This window comes from Allorhodopirellula heiligendammensis, from assembly GCF_007860105.1.
Taxonomy (GTDB): domain Bacteria; phylum Planctomycetota; class Planctomycetia; order Pirellulales; family Pirellulaceae; genus Rhodopirellula; species Rhodopirellula heiligendammensis.
Genome location: NZ_SJPU01000003.1, coordinates 163,498 through 184,202 on the forward strand (window position 1 = coordinate 163,498; position 20,705 = coordinate 184,202).

Annotated in this window: 7 protein-coding genes; 1 reads left to right on the forward strand and 6 read right to left on the reverse strand. The window is 55.8% G+C overall.

All coding sequences use genetic code 11. The features are described from left to right. Window positions 1-8 precede the first annotated feature (8 nt). Both Poly21_RS20630 and Poly21_RS20635 read right to left on the reverse strand, forming a co-directional pair. Window positions 9-3,224, reverse strand: coding sequence for a DEAD/DEAH box helicase (locus tag Poly21_RS20630; protein WP_302119921.1), 3,216 nt, complete (start codon window positions 3,222-3,224; stop codon window positions 9-11). Then, window positions 3,221-6,298 (reverse strand): hypothetical protein, encoded by a 3,078-nt coding sequence (locus Poly21_RS20635; RefSeq protein ID WP_146408964.1) that lies wholly within the window; start codon window positions 6,296-6,298, stop codon window positions 3,221-3,223. The genes Poly21_RS20630 and Poly21_RS20635 overlap by 4 nt, the downstream gene beginning before the upstream one ends. 538 nt (window positions 6,299-6,836) lie before the next feature. Between Poly21_RS20635 and Poly21_RS20640 the strand changes: the two genes are divergently transcribed. After that, window positions 6,837-7,049, forward strand: a complete 213-nt coding sequence (locus tag Poly21_RS20640; RefSeq protein ID WP_146408965.1) for a hypothetical protein — start codon at window positions 6,837-6,839, stop codon at window positions 7,047-7,049. A 390-nt stretch (window positions 7,050-7,439) separates the two neighbouring features. Here Poly21_RS20640 and Poly21_RS20645 read toward each other — a convergent pair whose 3' ends face one another. The 4 genes from Poly21_RS20645 to pglZ all read right to left on the reverse strand — a co-directional run bounded on the left by Poly21_RS20645 (window position 7,440) and on the right by pglZ (window position 19,241). Continuing rightward, entirely contained in the window at window positions 7,440-10,592 is a 3,153-nt protein-coding gene (locus tag Poly21_RS20645) for a UvrD-helicase domain-containing protein (RefSeq protein WP_146408966.1), read from the reverse strand. Then, window positions 10,589-13,243, reverse strand: a complete 2,655-nt coding sequence (locus Poly21_RS20650) for a PD-(D/E)XK nuclease family protein (RefSeq protein ID WP_146408967.1) — start codon at window positions 13,241-13,243, stop codon at window positions 10,589-10,591. The genes Poly21_RS20645 and Poly21_RS20650 overlap by 4 nt, the downstream gene beginning before the upstream one ends. Before the next feature lie 185 nt (window positions 13,244-13,428). Then, complete coding sequence (locus Poly21_RS20655) at window positions 13,429-15,561, reverse strand: DEAD/DEAH box helicase (protein ID WP_146408968.1); 2,133 nt, start codon at window positions 15,559-15,561, stop codon at window positions 13,429-13,431. Continuing rightward, a complete protein-coding gene (gene pglZ, locus Poly21_RS20660) occupies window positions 15,558-19,241 on the reverse strand; it encodes a BREX-6 system phosphatase PglZ (RefSeq protein ID WP_146408969.1) in 3,684 nt (1,227 codons plus the stop codon). Before pglZ ends, Poly21_RS20655 begins: the two co-directional genes overlap by 4 nt. Window positions 19,242-20,705 lie beyond the last annotated feature (1,464 nt).

Consider the following 20,705-nt stretch of genomic DNA (forward strand, 5'->3'; position numbering starts at 1 on the left):
GAGTTTCCTTACCTGGGTTTGTTCGGTTTGTCGATGATGGTTGATTCTTGTTGAGGCGGCGACGCCGTGGCAAACTCGCTCGCCATCAAGCTTACCTCGGCATCGTCATCGGGTTCCTCGGGAAGTGGCACAGGATCATTCTGCATTCCCACAACTGCGACAGCCTGCAAGTAGACACTGGTGGGACTTGGATGCTGCAAGTGCTCAAGCGATTTTTCCAGTAGATCGCACCGCAAACGACAAGCGTGCTCGCTAATCTGGAGGGCTTCTCGCAACATGGAAACTCGCGGCAGGTAGGTTAGCTGTATGGTTTGTTTGTTCTGTTCGCTCGGAGCGGATTGCAACTGCTCGATCTGTCGGTTGGCTTCATTAATCGCAGCCTGAAGATTCCAGGCGACATCAAAGGCCTCGACTCGAATCATTTCTATTCGTTCGGCGACGAGTTCTGTTAACTCGTCCATGCTTTGCCCCCAGAAACGCTTCAGCTCTGCCGCGATAGCGGCTTTAAAGTGCGGGGGCAATCCTTCATGCAGTTTTGGAGCGACCGGATTATTGTTCGTGTTTGGACGCTCATCACGGCTCCAATTCGCGGTCATTAAGTCCGCGGCGTCACGTTCGCTGCAAGGCTTTCCGTCACTGAAAAAAGCTAGGCAACACGACTTGGTGGAGGCAACCATGCGTATGAAACGTTGGTCAGCTTCAATTCCAGCTTGGAACTGAATAGCCTGGTTAGCACGCATTTGCTTTCGCCTTGAACCAGTCTCATCTGAAAACGCCTCCGCGATCAGACTTGTGGGTGAAACCCGCTGATACGCATAGGCAGCATCTATAAAACCAACGCCAACAGGATAGTTTCCTGGTATTAGAGATGTACCGTTGGGAAAGTGACGTGGGCCAATGGCAAAAAGAGTGATACCAAGTGGCGTGGTAACCCGACCGTCGTCGCGATAGGTCTGGATCAGTTCTTCATGCAAACTAGAGCCGTGGGATAGAAACTGAAGCAGTACCTCTCGGTCTTGCCCCTCCTTCTTACCCGTGACCACCCGAAGGCGTGGAGGCGAATAGACATTGCGACGGGCCAAGAAGAAAGCCGGAAACGATTGGCTTCGATCTTCTAGGGATGGAAGGCTGATTCCCACGCAATCCATTTGTGACAACGTATAAATCGCACCCCGCCGTGATCCGTCGGTGTACTTTTTGCTAACCTTCCATGCAGCTGCTTGCTGGTGTTGCTCGAGCAGCTTGATCCAGCTTGCTAGGCATTGCTCTTGCTGATTTGAAACGAAGCCAAGAGGCTTGGTATGACGGAGTTGCGGTTCCAGTGCGTCACCAAAAGCAATTTCGGAATGAACCGAGATCGCATTAGAAACGCTCCAGATAGAGCCGCTTGGTGGCTGTACTTCTCGGACTTTACGAGTAATCGCAGGTGGCTTTTCCAGTGCTGTATCGCGAGACCAAATCTCGCTGGAGATCCGAGTAGAGATGTCGTCGGCAAGCTCACGGTCCATGTCAACTGCCGACTCCAACACACGATATTCGTTGAATACCTGCTCGACGGACTTCGTTGGATCACCGTTTCGGTGAATGGTAACAATTTTGACAGGCTTTGGCGGACTCTTCCGCACCTCCGGAGCGACAAAACCACGTCCAAGACGATCGACTCGACCAATCCACTGGTCTACATCTTCCGGCCTCCAGGGAAGACTGTAAAAAATCAATGCGTCCGCCGATTGCAAGTTGTATGACTGACGAAATGAATCTGTTGCAATCAGAAGCTGCTTTCCACCCATCTTGAATTCACGGAGTTGCGAAGAGGCCATGCTCCGAAGTGCTTCAGACGTCCGGGGGGAATCGTCTTCAATCTCACTTGAAGCGGAGAATGAGTCTCGCGCGGTCGCAATCCGCAGCGGCCTTCTGTGATCACGCGGCCCGATCATCGGAATTCGCCATTCAATCTCGCGTTCAAGTTCTTCGACGGTCGCGTTGTCCTGCGCGGCGACGAGAACTTCACGCGTTGGATCGTCACGCCAGAAACGAACAAGCCAATCGACCAAGAAATCCAAACGAGCGTCAGCATTTGCTCGACTGGTGACCTTTAGCAGTTCTTCGATCTGGCTGGTTCCTCTGTCCTCGTTCTGCCGCAAGGTTCTCAGTTGTGACTGAAACGATTCACTGCCTACTGACGCTCTCCGTAGAAAAACCGACGCTCTTTCGGTGTCCAATCTGAATTGATCTTCTGCATAGCGAATTGCAAGCGAAACTCGCCGAGTCTCGGATTCCGTTGGCTCGATTTGGTCAAACGACCTCGGATGTCGCCTAGGCAGGTGATCTGGGTAGTCTTCACGGTACGACCTGAGAACACGGCGGTATCTCCACGACAGATCCGTCAACATTCGAGACCGACGGTGAATCGCAATTTCGCTAAACGCCGCTGATGCGCCTTCGGGGACGAAGTCTGGGTCAATGATCCCATCTGTTACGGCGGCACAGCTTTGGTCAAAACGATCGAATATTTCCAGTAATTCGGCTTCTTCCAAATCACGTAGCCGCGACTTTGACCAAGTTACTTCGTCATGGAAAGGATCTCGGTCGATCTCGCGACGCGCCCTCTCGATTCGTTGCGGCTCGAGTATTTGCAACAATTCACAAAAGCGTTCAGCGTTGCTGAGGTTGGGAGAGGCAGTCAGCAGTAGCAACGAAGCAAACTCTTCCGAATGCTCAGCGATGAAGCGGAGCGTTTCAACCTTTAAACTCTGAGGCTCGTCGATGATCAGCAAATCAAACGCGTTTGCGCTAAATGTATTTGCCAAAGAATCAATACTTGATTCAGTCACTACCTCGAACCAAGTTTCACCGAAGACAGACTCTGACTTGTCCCAAATCACGACGTGGGAGCGGCAGACTTCTTCGGACCATTGTGATTGCAGTTCACTCCGTCCTACGATGACTCGGACTCGCAAGTGCTCTCGCTGCAGTCGCATAGCACTGGCAACCATCAACGCTTGGATCGTTTTGCCCATTCCGACCTCATCAGCGATTAGGTGTCGGATTCTTGTTGCTGATAGGATCCGTTGCACGTTCTGAATTTGATGAGGATAGAAGTGTGCTCGGATCCCTGAACCGCCTTGAATGGGGCATGCAAGACGTTCGACGTAGCGCCGCATCGCTTGGACGCCATGCATCGCTCGCTCAAATTGGTCTATGATTTCGGGCGGCTTGCTCATGAATGAGGCTCCAACATCAGAGAAGATTCGAGACGTCGAACTTGCTCTACTCGCCATGCCAGGAACGCACCGGCGCGCGCGACTGGTCGATCTTGAAGCAGCTTTTCAACCACTGATTCCCAGGGATGCTTCCGCAAACGTTCCGGGTACAACAGCAAGTTCAACCAGATTTGCAACTCGCCGGACGACCATGTTTGCCGGCCGCGCCCACGGCTGAGTGAACGCCGAATCCACCCGAGCAGCTCCGTTGCACAATTGGTGATACTCATTTCCGTCACGTGCCATGCCAGCAATTCGTCTCCAGCATCAGCGGGAATCAGAAGATCTGCCAAGTGACCGCCACACAGTTTCTGATTCGCGTGACGGAGCGATGTCGTCAGTGCTTCGGCGTCCACGATGACAGTGTCGTCATCAATCAGGTGTTGGAAGATCGAATCGAGCGGTTCTGCGTCATCCGGCTCGACCTCGGCAATCGAACCATCCCACCAACCAACAGGCAGCACGTCTGCGAACTCGGCAAGAACCAAGTTGGGCAAGGTGGGGGGCAATTCGCGAACTTCTTCCGGTGGCGGTTGCAACAAATCCTCCTCACTTGCTTGGCACTCCCACCAAATCGCCACCGGGTTCACGGATTCAATCTTGGACGACTCGCGTTGCTTTTGGACCCAGTTGCGGCCACACACGCTGTTGAGGATCCAATCGCGAAGCGCACCGGCGGCACCGACACGGTTCACTTCCGCCGTTATTGACGAACTCGTCGCCGATGAGAGTTGTAAATAACGCTGCGTGATGGATCGCATTCCGGGGACGCTACCGACGTCATCCATTTGCCGCAGTGATCGCTGTGGCTCATCCGGTTTTCTGCTCAGGAAAGCATCGCCTACTAAACCAACACGGGCATCGAAATGCAACTCGTTTCCGTCAGCATCCAGTGCTACTGAGATGAAAGGATCGCCATCGGTTGGCTCGTCAATGGATACGCCTTTGATGACGCAATGATTCCGGACGTCTAATGACCCGCTATCGCTAACGGCGATTGGCATCCCATCGGCGTTGTCTTCCCACCACAGTTCTTGCAATTCCGCTTCAAGCAGCCAAGTATCGTGCGAAAGATCCTCGATCTCCACGCTGAGCGACAAATCGCACGGTGATTTCAAGACCGACGGAGGTAACCGATCGCAAAGCTCATCCCACACCGGATGAGTCGCAGAAAGTCGCGTGGGGATTCGATCCAAACGAACGCTCGCCACGGCTTCGCCGGGCATCACGGTCAACTTCGCGTTGAGGTTCTCGATGCCACGATCGCCGATGATGTCCAAATTCAAACGGCGGTTGAACAAGTCTTTACGTGAAAGCTCAATCTCACCGGCATCGACGTGCGAAACCACCGCATGCCAAGGCGTCTCAGGATCCGGTTCGATGAACCCATCGCCCTTGTCATCAACGATGACGAACGAAAACGACTCGATTTCTTCGCCATCACACTGAACCAACAGTTCGTAAGATTCCCTTGAATCAAGTGTAAGCATCGCCACGGATGAAACCGATTCACTGACGATTTCTTTCGAACCCTTTTTCAAAACCAATTGGACCGGTTTGTCACCGACGACCGAAATACCGATCTCATCATCAGTTGTGTAAACAGGCTGGTTCTTTGCGTCGATGGAGACCGGCGAAGGCCGTAGCCATGTGAACGCAGGTCCCGTTTGAGTGTCCACCGCATTGGCTGGCGGCCACCCAAGCCACTGCCGCACTTCCGCATTGTCGGCATCGAACTCCCAAACCTCACCACCTTCGATCGGACCGATGAGGTTGCAATAGGATTCGTCTTCTTCGCTTCGTCGCAGCTCGATCTCGCCGCGTCGTGCCGCCACCCAAATCCGGCCGCGGTGCGGCGTGCGACCAACGATGGCATGAGAGCTATCGTCGTCGGCATTCATCGGTGGAAACGCCAGCATCTCGGCCGCAGGAAAACGAACGCTCTCAAGCCAAAGCTTCGCGTCCTGGTCCACCGACAACTCGTCGACGCCGGTGAAGAAGGGCGTTTCGGCATTGGCTCGAGCTAGGTAACTGAAGCTGACAGGAAAATGCCCACGAATCGAACGCAAACAGTCCGATGGAATCGGACTCGCGCCACCACGTCCCCAGGGCCGCGCCTTCCATCGGCCGCGGATCGGTTTCAACGATAGTTGAATTAGCTTGGGCAACTCAGGCATCTCGCCACAAAGCTCTAGCCCGCCGTTCTCGTCCTGCCGCAGAAAGAACTCGCCGAACCGTTCCGCCTCGGGCTGGTTCCCAGCCGCATCATCATGGTTCTCTTTCAGCCCTGTTTTACGCCCCGACTCAACCTGGCGGACAGCTCGACGAATCTCCGGTTCATTGCGAAGATCCTCGATCAAACGATCGCGAAACAATTTCGAAAATAGCCCCGCTTCATCGAGCGGTTTTCCACCCAGCAAATCACGAACGATTCCGGCCACCACATCAGGCCGCTGCATCCAAGTTCGGAACCGCCGCGAACCCACCTGAGTTGAGATTCGCGACAGATCCGCGACGATCGTTTCGTCCGTCAGTTTTTCATTCTCGACATTACGGCGAAACCGGCGCAAGCAATCCGCGAAGGGGCGACGAATGTCCTTCGCTGCAACCGCGTGAGTGATCGGCCAAGCGATGTGGCGAAACGCTTGTTCCCAGTCACTTGAACCCGGCGTCACGCCACCGTACTTCGCACTCGCTTTAGCAAACCAATTCGACAAACGATTGCGGTCATCAAAACCAAATTCGTGGCTGAGCGTCTCGGCCAGCTTCGGCCAGAAATCTGTTCCGTTGCCCCTGTAGCCGTATCCCACCTCAACAGCGCAAACGACGATCGGCAAATAAGCCGTTTGCCAATCGAAAGAATCCAGTGGCTTGCACTGCAACGCTTCCCGCACGATTTCGCGTAGCGATTCGCACTCCGCGCGACTCAACCCGTGGTCGACGAAGTACCGCCACTTCGGGCCGCCACCCTCGTCACCATGCGCTACCGCGAAATGGTCGGTAAGTTGCCCGTGTTTTTCTCGTAGTCGCTCCAAAATCGCCCCACGCCACTTTGATTCTTAGTTGTCTATTCTAGCGGCGTTTTCTAACCGCATATAATCGTTGTGCATGATTGTACTTGCTCACGACGAGCACGTGTTGTGCCCGCGACCCTTCCTCGATCGAGCCAACTTCCATCACAAAAGTCTGATTGACGACCAATCGTTCGATCAACTTCGCCGGAAGCCAAAGAATCTCGTCGTGCTTAGAATCCGTTCGGTAATGGCGTTCGAGTGAATCAACTTTAGTTTTAAGCAGCAATTGGAACCGATGCGTTTTGGAGCAGGCGTGTCTGCTCTGCTCTGCCTCTGGTCTATGGGAGACACCTGTCATCAAATCAGTCTGTTTTCCCGAAAGCTCTCGCCAGACGACTTCTCAAAGTCTAAAATTTAATCTTACTGTATATTGCATCCGCGGGCTCACGCCCATCCTTTACCCCAATCGCTTGTCCCAACTCGCGAAGTTCTGAGTACTTCGCGCCGACGTTAACGCTAGCCCGCTACTTCCGGGGAAAGACGTAGACTCAGCAGTCCAATGGACGAACTCGACCCGATTTCGATGTACGAGCTTTGCTTCCCCGGTGCCGTCACCGGTGAGACCGAAGTGACTTGCCCGCATTGTGAGGAGTTGCTGACGCTCAATGTCGATGATCCGATGGGGACCTACGAATGTCGATGCTGCGAGTGCAACGGAGCTTTTACGGTCGACCTTAGCAAGCAATCCGTTCACTGGATTCCGAAGGAATAAAGGTTTCGCAGCGAACGATGGTGCCAAAAAGCAAACTGCTCACCGTAAAGCTGGCGCACGGGATTCGTGACGGTCACCCTCGGTGTTGCCTCGGGCATGCAGTGATTGCTTGGGGAATGGGCCAGCGCATATTCGCCAGAACAGAATTGTCGGCAGGCTTTCTTGTTAGTTGCTACGCTCGCTTGCCGCCCTCAAGTTTCTCTATCCGCAGGAGCAGCTCTTGCTGCAATCGAGCCTATCGGTAGATCATTGCTCGTAAAACAATGTGGCTTTCTTGTTCTTCCCGATCGCGGCGATCATGTCGCTCGGAGTTGTGGACGGCAACCACACCGACCAGCCCGACGGGGTTCGCTATCACGTAACTCGCTTTGCTGCGCGCCGCATCACTGTTCACTCAACATTGACCATCACTCCAGCGAGTGGGAAGTGGATCCAGCTTGATGCAATTTGGCACCCTTGCTGCCGCAGCATTTCGTTGTAGGCATCTAGTTGGGCAACGTATTTCCTTGCCTTTGGCTCGCAGTTCGCACGGCGAATGGGCGCGCTTTTGTGGTCGATGATGGCAATCGTTGCGTCTGGCATTTCGAGAATCAAATCCAACGTGCCACGATACGAGCCACCCGCCTCGCGACCGGCAATGGCGGGGACTTCTACCCGCCATGTTGCACCGGGAAAAGTCGCTTTCACCCACTCGACAAACCGTCCTCCGACTTCAACCAGAACGCTTGGGGCAAGCTTGCCATCCATTGCGAGGGCAGACAAACATCTTCCGGCGATCACGGTCTTGCGTGCGGCATCAGCATTCGCAAGTGAAGGCAACGCCGCCAAGTAGGCGTGAACGGCATCGCCGAACGCTGAATAGTGCTCTTGGTCGAGGCCTTCGGGAAAATGCGAATCACCCGCCATTTCGTACATGTGGAGCTGGCGGTCATCCGGCTCGCCAGCTTCGATCTGGCTGGGTGAATGAAAACGTGGTGTCGCAACGGCGGACGCATTGTCTGTCTTCGCAAACCAATGGATTGACTGAACTTCGGTGGCGTCGGTCGAATCGCTCGCGGTGAGATGTCGCACGACGTAGCTCGTGTCGATGCCCGCCAGTGAATGTTCGCCGGGATTCTTGTCGACGGGAAGAATCGTGTCGACGTTTGGTAAACGCTGCAACCATTTATCGGTGCCGGGTCGGTGTGCGAAAATCAACTTGGATTCAGCTCGGGTGCAACCGACGTACAGCAATCGCAGATTTTCGGCGATCTCGTCATTGGCTTGCTCAACACCTTCCGGCGACGCGACTGCATCTTCGTCCAGTGAGGTGCCGGTACGACGTTTGGGCGGCTGGGCGTCCGTCATGCCAAACGGCCAGGTCCAGGCACGAATGGTCCTGCCATCCAGCGGCTTGTTCACATCCTCACCGCCGCCACCAACAGAGGGCTCCCACATGTTCGGACCGCGGTCGCTATTGAGCCCGCTCAAAATCACGACCGGCCACTGCAGGCCTTTTGACTTGTGGTACGTCATAATCGTGACCGCATTGTGACCCAGCGGCGGATACTTGATGTCTTCATCATCGTTGGCCAATTGCTCCAGGTACAGCACCGCTCCACCCAACGTCGCGGCTTGGCCCGAGCCGACCATCTGATCTTCGTAATTGGCAACGTGTTTCAAGATGGAGTCCAGATTCGACGCACGTTGGGCAACGTCGCCCCACGTCGCAATCCGATTAGGCAAATCCAACGCTTCCAAAACCAGTTTGCAAACCGAATGCGGTGAAGAAGTTTTACGTTCGATTCGTTCCAAGTCAGTCAGATCGGGGTCACCTCCCCACGGCTGTTTCCAAATACGATTTTCGTTGCTGGAGTCTTCATCAGCCTCTCGATCAGATTTCCGCTCAGTCAGCCGGTCGATGATCCAGTCCGGTGTCGTTGCATCCGGCGATGAAAGGAAGTGTTTGATCGTCGCGGCGGCCAATGAATCGTTCCTGTCCAACACCATTCGCAGACCAGCCATGGTCAACACACCTTCACGGGTCGATAACAATCCGGCGTTCTCAAACAAGTACTCGATGCCGTTACGTTCCAGCTCAACAGCGAGCATGGCGACGCCGGCGTTGGCCCGCTCGAGGACGACCATGTCGCCAAGCCGATAACCTTCGTCCTGCAATTCGCGTATCCCCGCGACCAATGCCTTTGCATCGTCGCTTTGGTTCTTCGTTTTGAACAACCAGCGTTCGATGTTGCGATTCGATTTTTCGTTGACCGGATTCTGCTTTGCATCCTCGCCGAAGATCGGTTCAAAGATTTTCCCAACAAACTGAACCAAGCCCTTCTGGCTGCGTCGATTGTCGGGAAGCGGTGGCAATTCTGAATCATGAAACTGCTCCCAAACTTTACTGACCAACGCAGGATCCGTACCACGAAAGCCAAAGATCGCCTGCTTCGGATCGCCAACCCAGCGATGCCGTGGCGAGATTCGACGCACGGCTTGGAAGATGGCAAGTTGCAACGGATTCGTGTCCTGGAATTCATCCACCATGACCAACGAGAAGTCGTTCTCGATCAGCTCCGGTAACTGATCACCCAGCAGCGCTTCCAAGAACAACGTTTCCAAATCGGTGAAGTCGACCAGTCCCCGCTCGATCTTGTATCGATTACATCCCGTTTCGATCAAGATCGCGTGCTCGGCAAGTAGGTCGGAGAACCGGCAAACATCATCGTGCAGATCTTGGTGGTTGCAGACTTCCACCGCATGCTCCCGCAAGTTTGTCAGCGCCCCATCGGCACCGGAGCGTTTGCCGGCTTTGAACCCTTTCGCCAAAACTTCGGCATAGGCTTCCCATTTCCCATGTCGCTGAGATTGAAGGTCAGCGAGCTTTTGGCGAATCTTAATCGAATCCTGGGTTGTGCATGTTTGCACGGCGGGATCGCGAAGCGTTTCTTGAACGAGCTCAAGAAAGTTATCGAAGGACTCCGCCAGAAGCGGCTTGCGGGTCGATAACAATTGGCAAACCCTCGTGCCCGAATCCTTCAAATGCTGACGCAGTTCATCGTCACTGATTTGGTTGCTGCGTTTCGCATCAAGCAGTTTCAGGATTTGCTTCTGAAGATCCGTGATACCGAGGCGGTGAGCACAAGAAACCAGTTGCTCCCAACCATCCAACGGCAAGATATTTAGTTGCTCGGAGACCAATCGCTTTGCCGCGACTTCCGACATCACCTCCAACCGCGTCGATAGCCCGAGTTCGACGGCGTAACGTGACAATACCCGGTGGGCGACTCCGTGAACCGTTCCGATCGCGGCCAGTTCCAAACGGTCCGCGGCAAGTTGATTCTGGGTGGCATCGTCCGTGCCCGACAACAGTTTCGATTGAATGCGTCCCTTTAGTTCCGCTGCCGCCTTCTTTGTGAACGTTGTCGCCATGATTCGGGCTGGGTCCAATCCACCGTGAACGGCCGCAGCAACGGTTTCGCACAGGTTGTACGTCTTGCCGCTTCCAGCACCGGCACGAATGAGCTCGAGTTTCGATTTTGATTTTTTCGGCTTGCTCATTGGACCGCCTCCTTACCGCACAACTTCGTGTAGTCGCAATAGCGGCAAACGCTCTGCGATTCATCCCGTTTCAGTTTTTCTTTCAACACGATGTCCGCTCCATCGGGCCAATCATCAATCACTTGAAGCGGCCTAGCTGGAACCGCCGCGTCGGTGGAAAGCCAATCCTCGGCATCAGTGATCGCCCGTGAGAAATTGTTCCAGACTCGCTCGATGGACGGCCCATCGAGAACAGTTGCCGGATCGACACCAGCGAGCGGGCTGCCCGATGGCGTGAAGAACTTCCCGTCCGACAGCACCAAATACGCGACCGCCGGAAAGTTTCCGCCAGTTTGACGACGACTGTGTGCGTACGTGGCAAGCTGAACCGATCGCCCCTCGGTAATCATGCCATAGAACTTCGCGCGACCGGCGTACTTAAAGTCAACCACCGCTTCACGACCGTCATCGGCCGATGCCACACAGTCAATCCAACCTCGCATCTCTTTCCCGAATGCGGTTCCCGTGATTGGCTCTTCGATTTTCACGCTCGTGTAACCACCACGCGATAAAGTCTCCACAAACAATCGAGTCGCCTTCACCAACTCGTTCCGCAGTCGCTGGCTCTCAACCCGTTTCTCCGGTTGAGCCAACGGGGCGGCGTCGAGCGGCAAACGTTCATTGAAGGTCGACTCGACCAATCGAACCGCTTCCGTCGCATCCGGCAACGAACCGTCGCCAGCAAAGACCCGCTCGAGAATCTTGTGAAACAGATTCCCGCGAAGTTGAAACTCGTCCGGCAAGCTCGCGATCTCGCTCGATCGCAAACCCGCTTGATACCGAAATGTCCATTTCAACGGACACGCCAAGCGATCTTCCAACTCCGATGCCGATACCGTGTCGCGATCCTTTAACAGGCTAGCCGGTATCTCCCAAACGGGACGCTGTGGTTGAGCCGGTTGCGTGGAGACGGATTCACAACGGAATACGAACGGCGCGAGCGCGGCGCAATCATTGTTCGCGACTAAATCCTCGATCGCCGGCGGGCTCCAATGATCGGGGTGATGATGATCAGCGATCTTTTGTTCGATCGCCAACCACAGCGGATGCACTCGCTGTTCCTCACTTGCCGGCAATGCAACCACCAACATCGACTCTTTTGCCAAACACAGCCCCCGCGCCTCGGCCGCTCGCAGAGATCGCAGGTTGTGCGTTCCGTCGTCGAGATGGATACCGGCGGCGGCAAAGTCGTTGAGCTGTTTGACCGACCAGCAACTGCCCGTCGCATCCGTCGTTGTTGTGCCCAGCCAAATCAAACGATCGTAGCCATCGGCGATTTCGGACAGCGATCGCACACGCGTCGGCCCACCATCAGCGACCGGGCAAGGTCGCGATTCGACACCGCGGTCCATCACTTCGTCGAGCAATCGCCCCAGTTGCGGCTGCGTAATGGTTTCGCCCGCCAACTCAACCAGGTCACCAAGCAGCGAAGCCTGACGAGACGCCTCGTGCAGAGCGATGGCAACCTGATTGTCCGAATCACCTCGACTTTCATCATTCCAAATCAATGTGGCACGACCAATCGCCCACTTCGCCACCTTGCGACATTGACCGGCCACCATCGTCGTCGCGATCGGTTGGTCCGCAGGAGATCGCTCGGTGCAGAACCAATCTTGCAGTCTCTGCTTCATCCTGCCGGGGTTCTCGATATCCTGTTCCGACTCTGCGCAGATTTCCTCAAACGCATGATCCCACGCCGCGCTGCCCAGTCCCGGTTCTTCAGCCAACGCCCGCGCCAACCGCGACGCGATCGGACGCCGAAACGGAATCACGGGCAACGTCAACAAGTCCAGCAAGCATTGTGGATCCACGGGATCCCAACACAACTCAAGTGCCAGTGGCAACACCTGCAAGACCGGATGCGCCTTTGTCTGCACCGATGCCCCCATCGTCGGCACGCCGCGCCGCAGCAAGCTAGTGTCCAGCCGGACCGCCAGCGAGTCGTCTTCACACAACACCACCGTGCGAGCGACCTTGTCCGGATGGCTTGCATGATCTTCTGACAAAACCGATGCAACTAGCTCGGTCGCCACAGTCTCACTGCGTGCCTTCGCGATCCGCAAACTCTCGTCGCAGCCAAACGCCGTCATCGTGTTCCCTCGCACGACGCATCCGGCCGCGTGCAACGAACCAACTTCTGTGGACAATGGCAGCACCTCATCCGCCGGGCAAATATTCATGCGTTCCAGCACCGCCTGCCACAACGCTGGCCAGACGTCGATAACCTCGTAAAGCTTCAACTCATGGCGCGGCAATACCTGGCCCGCATTGAGCGATTCGAACACCATCGCCAACCGCTCCGCGTCACCGGGAAACGAGCCCCTGTACTCCTTCTCGGCGGTCGCTAGGTCGCGAGTGATTGGCGGACAGCCATCGCTTTTGCTTCCATCCCAACCAGACAGCATCAACTCATCGCGTCGCTTCAGCAGTTCCGACGCCGTTTCCCATTTGTCCGCCTCAAGACTTGGCGAGAAGCAAGCGTTGGGTACCTTCTCCAATGCATCGGCATACTGCATCACACGCGATGCCCGATGCACATCAGCTTGCGGAAGGCCTAGTTGGGTTTCTAACCACTCCAGCAAGACAATTGGCCCTCCAACAATTCGGTCCAAGGAAACAGTTCCCCCGAACAAAGCGGAGCGTCCGGGAGTAAGCCGAATGTGCAATTGCGTACTAGAAAACAATGGTGACTCCGAATCTAGAATTGTCAGGGGATCAGTTCTTCAGCAAACCAACGCATTGAATCGTTGGAAGCCTCTGCGACTACAACTTTGATTTAATGTTCGGTGCCCGCCTCTTACTCGAGCGAATTTTCCGCCAAAATTGATTGCCTCAGGAATCGTTCCGTTCCAAAAACATCCAGCAGATGCCGTTGCAGCGTTTCTCGTTCCACGCAATCCGGCATGAGAGGTTGAAATTTAGTGAGGCGGTAATTGGGAATCGCGGCGGTGATGGATGCATGGAGGGCGTCATTGGCCCAGAAGTCGTCAGTGGAGATTTGGCTGATGGCTTCGCCTAGCCATGCGGATGTTGGGCTGTCGCCTCGGATCTTGATGGCGTAGTTGTCGGGGATGAATGTCCAGGTTGGTTCTAGGAACGCTAGGGCGTAGCGGAGGGTTGAGTTGATTCGGCCTCCGGCGAAGGTCCACCAGCGGAGTTCGTGGGTGTCGCCGTCGATGCCGCCGCGCTCCGGTGTGAGGAAGTCGCCTAGATTGCGACGTTCTTCGTGCAGGACTTCGCGTGATTCGGTTTCGAGATACGGATAGTCTTCGGTTGAGGTGAGGACTTGGAGGACCTGTTGGCATAGATCGTAGCCAAGGAATTGTGGCAAGAAGCCGCCCCACGATGGTTGCCGTCCAATTGGTGATGGGATGACAAAGATGCGGCGATCGTCGTGATTGATTTGGTTGACGGCCCAGGCTCGGCCACCGAGTAGGAAAGTGCTGACATCTTCGACGAGTCGGTCGACAAAATCCTGTGTGAGCGATCCGACCGGTTGACCTGCGATTGTCATCACCGCATAGGTCTTGGGTGACGAAAAGACCGCGAACAGTTCCATGAAGTTGCGGCGGCCAAAACGACGCTCGGCCGTCGGGCCAAGCGATAGCAGACCGCTGGATAGCACCATCGAGCCGTCTTGAATCATCCAGGCGATCAGACGATCGAATTCGTTACGCTGTATGCCGCAGAAGTCCGGCAAAAGGGACAGGTGTTCCCATGCTTGTTCGGGACGCAGTCCGCCGGTGGATAGGGACATCGCGAGCAACTGATGGATCAGCACTGGCCAGCAGCGATCGTTCACTTCGATACTTTCGACCCAACCAGTCTTCGCGAGTTCTATGATTGCGATCGCCTGGAGAACACCTTCGCTTGTTTCGCAATAGAACGTCGTGTTGGCGGGATTGTCTCCACGGCGTCCTGTGCGCCCCATCCGCTGCATGAACGAGCTGACCGTGTCCGGTGCCTCGGATTGCAGGACGTAGTCCAAGTCGCCGACGTCGATGCCGAGCTCAAGGGTCGATGTGCATACGATGCAGGCGTCGCTGCCACTGTGGAACTGTTCTTCGGCGAATTGACGTTCTTCCTTAGAAACGGCACTGTGGTGAACGAAGACCTCGGTGCCTTGACGTCTCATCTGCTCGGCGACCGCTTCGGACGTCGCACGCGATTGGCAGAAGAACAAGCTCTTGCTACCGCGAGCCTTCCGAGAGGCTTCGTTTGCGATCGAAGCCAACCCCCCGCGGTGGAAAATTTGCAGTTGGCGGCGTGATGGCTTCTTCGGCGGATCCACCACGACGCCTTCTCGCTGTGAACTGCCCTTGAGCCATGTGAGGATCGCCTCTGGATTGCCGACCGTCGCACTCAACCCGATGCGTTGCAAATCGTGTTTAGAGTAAACCGCGATTCGTTCCATCACGCTCATGAGGTGAGCGCCGCGGTCGCTGCCAGCAATGGCGTGGACTTCGTCGATGATGACATAACGCAGTTCGCGAAACAGCGTCTGTTCGTCCACGCTCTGTGACACCAACATCACCTCCAACGACTCTGGGGTCGTCATCAGCAACTCGGTGGGTTCTTTCAGAAACTTCTTGCGTTCGTTGCTTGGTGTGTCTCCGTGCCAAACGAACCGACGCAGTCCGACCATTTCGGTGTACTGGTCCAGGCGATGTGCTTGATTGTTTAGCAATGCCTTGATCGGAGCGATATAGATCGCACCGACACCATCAACGGGATCGCTGACTAGTCCCGAAAGCGTTGGAAAGATCGAGGCCTCAGTCTTACCGCCCGCCGTGGGAGCAAGCACAACCGCGTTCTTACCGGCAAGGATCGCTTCACCCGCCAGTTCTTGAACAGGACGCAGGCTCGTGAATCCGAGTCGTGAAACGATGGCCTCCTGCAATCGAGGGGCGAACTGGGAAAAGACGCTCACCAAATGTCCTCAGCAACAGGTGGTTCGCCATCGTCCTCACCGTCGCCCGGCGTAAGCGCAGCACCAGTGATCGCCAACTGTTCTTCCGAAGACAGATCCTGCGGCTCGAACCCATACTCCGTCATCGGATCGTAATCCTCGTTCTCGTCCACCAGGTCCAGTTGCGTTACAAACTGGCGAAGGAACTGTCGTGGAACCACTCCAACATCCCCTTTGAAACCCTTCGTGACCTCGTCCACCAAGCGGTCGATGAACTCGGTGCCGACTTTGGTGTCGATGCGAGATTGATCGTTCGTCGGATAGAGTTCACGGAGCTTTACGGCGACGCTTCGCAAACGCTCGGCGTTGAACGGCGTCAATTCCAACTGGGCTTGCCGGAGGCTGGCGAATCTTCCTTGCTTCATGAACTGGATGCGATCGTTTAGCGGAGCCAGTCCTGCGACGCCTTGTCGGGAATCAAAGAAGTCCGGAGTTCCCGTGAAGACCCATAGCAGACTTGGGTAGGATCCCGCAGCATCGGCGATTTGGCGGATTCCGTTGAGAGACTTGTGCCGCGAATCTTTCCGCATACGCAGGATCGTCTCAGCCTCGTCGATCACGATGACCAATCCTTTGTAGCCAGCCGCTTTGACGATCTCCAACACACCTCGCAAGTAATCAAGTGCATCTCGGCTGGTGATGTCGCCTTTGATGCCGGCGGATTTCTTGGCGGATGCAGCCACATTACCGCTGCCGCACAGCCAAGAGATCAGCGATCCGGCCCCGGCAACGTCGCCCTGCTGTTTCAAGTCGAAGATTGTCTGAATGACGCGGATGAAATCTTGCGGTGCTTGGCCGCCAGTCAGCGACGCCAAGTCTTCATCGAGTCGCTTGCGGACCTTTTCGTCGAAGTCGTCCGCGTTTTCGTCTTCGCCCGCCGCGATCAATGCGTCTTCCACCTTGCCGATCCAGCGATCAAGGATGTCGCCCATTGCACCTCGCGGACAGACATTGGTGCCAAGTTCGATCATCACCTTTCGGTACACATCGTCGAAACGATGAAAACGCAAATCGTTATCCGACACCACGACAAAGCTGGTAGCGAACCCTTTGTCTTTCGCATCCAGTAGCGACAAACGAGCCATGAAGGTCTTGCCGCATCCATACAGCTCGATTTCGACACGGGTGTCCGTGTCGCCACGCAAACGGAAGAAAAGCTCGAACTCCTCGCCCACAGCGGCCAACACACTGCCGCCGGCGATTTGTGAGCCGCCGCCGCGCACTTGGCACAACTCGGCCGTCACGGTCGGCGTGTCCGTTGAACGAACGGCTATCTCGATTTCACGGTGGCTACTGAAATCCAATGCCGGTTGTTCCGACATCGCCTTGATGGTTGCCGTCAAGCAATGCATCCCACCGACACCATCACGTGCGAGTCCGTGGATCTGGTACTTCAGCGTGTTTCCACCAATGTCGGCGCGATGGCTAAGCGTTAGCACCGGAATCACACGTTCCTGTAACGAATTACCACCGTGAACGAACGTGCCCAACCGCTTGCCCTTGTCAAAGGCCGCCGTTGTCAGCGGAAAGATCAGATGATCGTCGGTGTCGTCGTACCCCAGATCACTCAGCGGCACACGTATCTCGTCTTTCTGGTCTACCGCGAGCGGCGAAATCAGATGGCGGCGATCAGGAATGACTTTCGATCCACGCCATTGGACATTGTCCAATCCATCACGAAGCAAGAAACCGTGATCCGCCGTGAACACAAACTGCTTCACGCCGGCTTCGCGAAGCAAACGCCACGCACGACGAATGTTCTTAGTCACCGAATCGAACACAGCCGGTCCGAATCCTGCTTCACCCGCCGCGTCGATCTCTTTGCTGTGAACGATCACCAGTTTGGCCCGAGCGATGCTGCGTTTCAAACTCGTCGCGTCGCGGTCGACCACTTCTTGCAACTTCAACAATGGGCACGTTGGTCCACCGACGCGATCATGCATCGCCCGCTTTCGAGTCTCCGGATCAAAGACGCGGTACTCGCCAGCATGAAAGCCGCCAATTTTCCCATTGGTAATCGAGGGCTTCATCCGGCCGTCACGAACAACGGGAGCTAGTGCGTTCATGCCGACTGAAGTGATCGTCGGTAACTCTGCAAACCGTGCATCGAGTCGAGGCGACGTCAAACGCTCGCCCGTCAGATGCTGCATCAGCTCTGCGGCCATCTCGTATCGAAACGCGTCGATCACGAACAGAGCCGTTGTCGCTTTCGCGTCCATCATCGGCGATACGACTTGGTCGAACAGATTCCGTTGTTGCAGCTCGGCCGGTGGCATGAATCCGTGCGTGCTACAGAACACGTTGAAATCGCGTGCCCATCCGTCGGCCCACTTTCTCCACACTTCCCGCAGCGAATCCAAACAAGTCCGCAACTTGTCGAAGTCCGGTAGCCTCGGCCCCAGCAACGCGTGACGACGTTGTTCCAATTGGCGGTGGGCACGATCGACCGGCGCACCGAGGTTCGCGTAGCGTTCAAGGATCGTGGAGAAATCATTGACATCCGTCAGCGAGGTACTCGCTTCCGAAATCCGTTGGCCTAGTTTGGCGGCATCATCGACAAGCAGCCATGCGCTGCGGCGAGTGGCTTCGCGGCTGAGCCAAAACGAGTCGTCTTGGATACGGCGTCCGGCCCAATCAACTGCGGCGTTCCAGTCCGCATTTTGCAGAGCGTCAATCGCACCGCTGAGCATCTTGGTTTCTTCAAACCGGAACGTATCAATTTTGCCGAGATCCTCTGGTCTCGCTTGTTCGACCTCATCTGGCAACATCGCTTCGGTTTCGTCGGCCGTGCGAGTGTAGAAATCGGGGTGCCGCTGGCGTAGATGCTCTGCGAGTGCACGGCAATTTTCAACCAATTTGCTCGCCAATCCGCTTGTCGCGTTCAAACGTGGATCCACCGGAGCACGGTGTAAATCATCGACGTACTCAACGCTCAAAGCCCAGCTCGACGCGACGAACGCGATCGCTTCAGGAGTTGGTATCGCCGTGGCAGGCATGGCTTGGTCTCGCCACAGCAGAGGCAGCCCCAAAGCCGCGCCGAATCGTTCCCAAATTGCGTTGACGTCATCTTCGCTCGTGATCTGTGACGACAGAGGTCCCTTCGCAGGCGGCGGAGTCAGCAAGTCATCAATCAGCGACTCGGTCGTCACCAATCGCAGGCGTCCCGTCAACGTGCTGGCGGTATCGCCCAGCATCGAGGCCAGCCACTGATCTGCATCGGCAAGCGATAATTCCGTCCCAGCCAAGTACGCGTCGATCTGAGTCGGCAGCAACTTGCCGGCCGCGGCGTCGGAGATGGAAGTCGACAAGTTCGGCTCGAACTTGCATCCGGCCAGATACATCTCCAGCAGCGGCGTGCCACGCACCGATTGTTTGTTGAAACCCGGCATGTGAACGACCATCGACTTGGGCGCGATGCCACTCGTCCACGGTTCCAATTCAAGCATCAGCTCCAGCAGGCTGTCGCGGAGCGTGAACACGTCGTAGCTCAGCTCACCCTCCGCACGCAAACCAATCAATTGCTGCGTCAGGTCCGTGTAAGCACCTTCAGCATCCAACCAGATGACCAGGTTGTGCCGGCGTACCTTTTGACGAAGCTCTGTTTCCAGGTGTCGCGAGATTGGTCCGAGGGCATCGGTCATTTCGCTGCGCCCCCGGTCTTGCCTGCTTTACGTTTTCTTTTCTTAGGTTCTGGATCCGAGTCCATTCCGGGCAGTTCGGGCGGGCAGTACTTCTCGATCAGCTTTTTGCGTTCGGAGGCCTTTTCGGGATTGGCCTGCTCGAACTTGGAACGGGCGGATTCGTGGTCGGGGTCGATCAGTTGGAAAGGCGTCTTCTGCTTCTTGATGACTTCGATTTCTAGGTCGTAGCACTCGGCGGCGCAGTTGGCCCACAAGCCGGCTTCCGCAATCGGGTATTCGGGCAGTGGCTTTCGTTTGGTCAGCGGACGGGTGTTGATGTCGTCGGTCACGATCTTCATCGCATCGGCACTTTGGCTGCTGACAAAGGCAGCTCGGGCGGCGTCGGAGTCGGAATCGGACAATGTGAAAGCGTGCTCGTCTTGGATGCGAGTGATCTCGCGTTCGAGTTGCCAACACTGCTTGGGGATCGTTGTCCACAAGCCTGCGTCGATCAGGTGAAGGTTCGACAAGGGCTTGCGTGGACTGCGGCGGCTCAGGATTTCTGAACGCACGATCTGCAATGCTTCGCTGGATCGTGTGTGCAGAAATTCATTGCGCGACTCGTCTGAATCGGGGGCGTGCAAACGGAAGTCGAGTTCTTGCGTTCCGCTGGTGCGAAGTTCCAATGCGAAACATCGTTCGGGTAGCACCGACCAGATGCCGTGTTCGAGGATTCGCATTTCGCTGATCGCTTCTTCCGACTTGCGAATTCGACGGGTGCCCATGACTTCACGTAGCCGGATCGCTTGCTGCGGAAACAGCTTGGCAACTTCGTCGGCAATCAAATGGTCTTCGCGGTCGATCGTGACCTTCAATTGCTCGGCCAAGAAACGACAGATTTTGGCGCGGGCCTGATAACCGACGTCGTCATCGCCGACGGGGTAGATTTCACTGCGTTTGAAGATCCGATCGCTGGAGAACAGGTCTGCGACCCCGGCGTCACGAATGGCGGTGATCTCGCCACCGGCTTCAACGGATTGAATCTTGATTTTGGATCCACGCAGTAAACCCGCCACACAGGCTTTCACGACCTCAGGACGGTATCCGTATGGCGGGCGACCAAAGTGCTGCAACAAATTAACGCCGGAGATACCGTCTTCGTTCTCGATGTGCTCTTGGATCCGCCGCGGCACGACCCCAGTACACGATGGCACGAAGCGACCGCTGTCCTGTTCGAGGATGCCGAGATGGTCTTCGGTGAATTTGACGCTCGGTCCGTTCAATTCGGACTCGGTCAATTGGGCGAGTTCGCCCGGTGTGATGTTGATTGGGTCGAAATGCGGGAACAGCGTTGCCAGAATGTTGGTGGCCGTTTTGGTCAGCGCGGTGCCGAACGCATTGAATTCGCTGGCGGGATAACATTCGCCTTGAAAGTAGAAGTTGCCGCTTCGCCATGCCGAGGCGACGGCGTCACGGACTTCGCTT

Bases quoted from the DNA above. Each gene is read 5' to 3' on its own strand.
- Poly21_RS20640 (WP_146408965.1), top strand. From the start codon at position 6,837: ATGGACGAACTCGACCCGATTTCGATGTACGAGCTTTGCTTCCCCGGT.
- Poly21_RS20630 (WP_302119921.1), bottom strand. From the start codon at position 3,224: ATGAGCAAGCCGCCCGAAATCATAGACCAATTTGAGCGAGCGATGCAT.
- pglZ (WP_146408969.1), bottom strand. From the start codon at position 19,241: ATGACCGATGCCCTCGGACCAATCTCGCGACACCTGGAAACAGAGCTT.
- Poly21_RS20645 (WP_146408966.1), bottom strand. From the start codon at position 10,592: ATGAGCAAGCCGAAAAAATCAAAATCGAAACTCGAGCTCATTCGTGCC.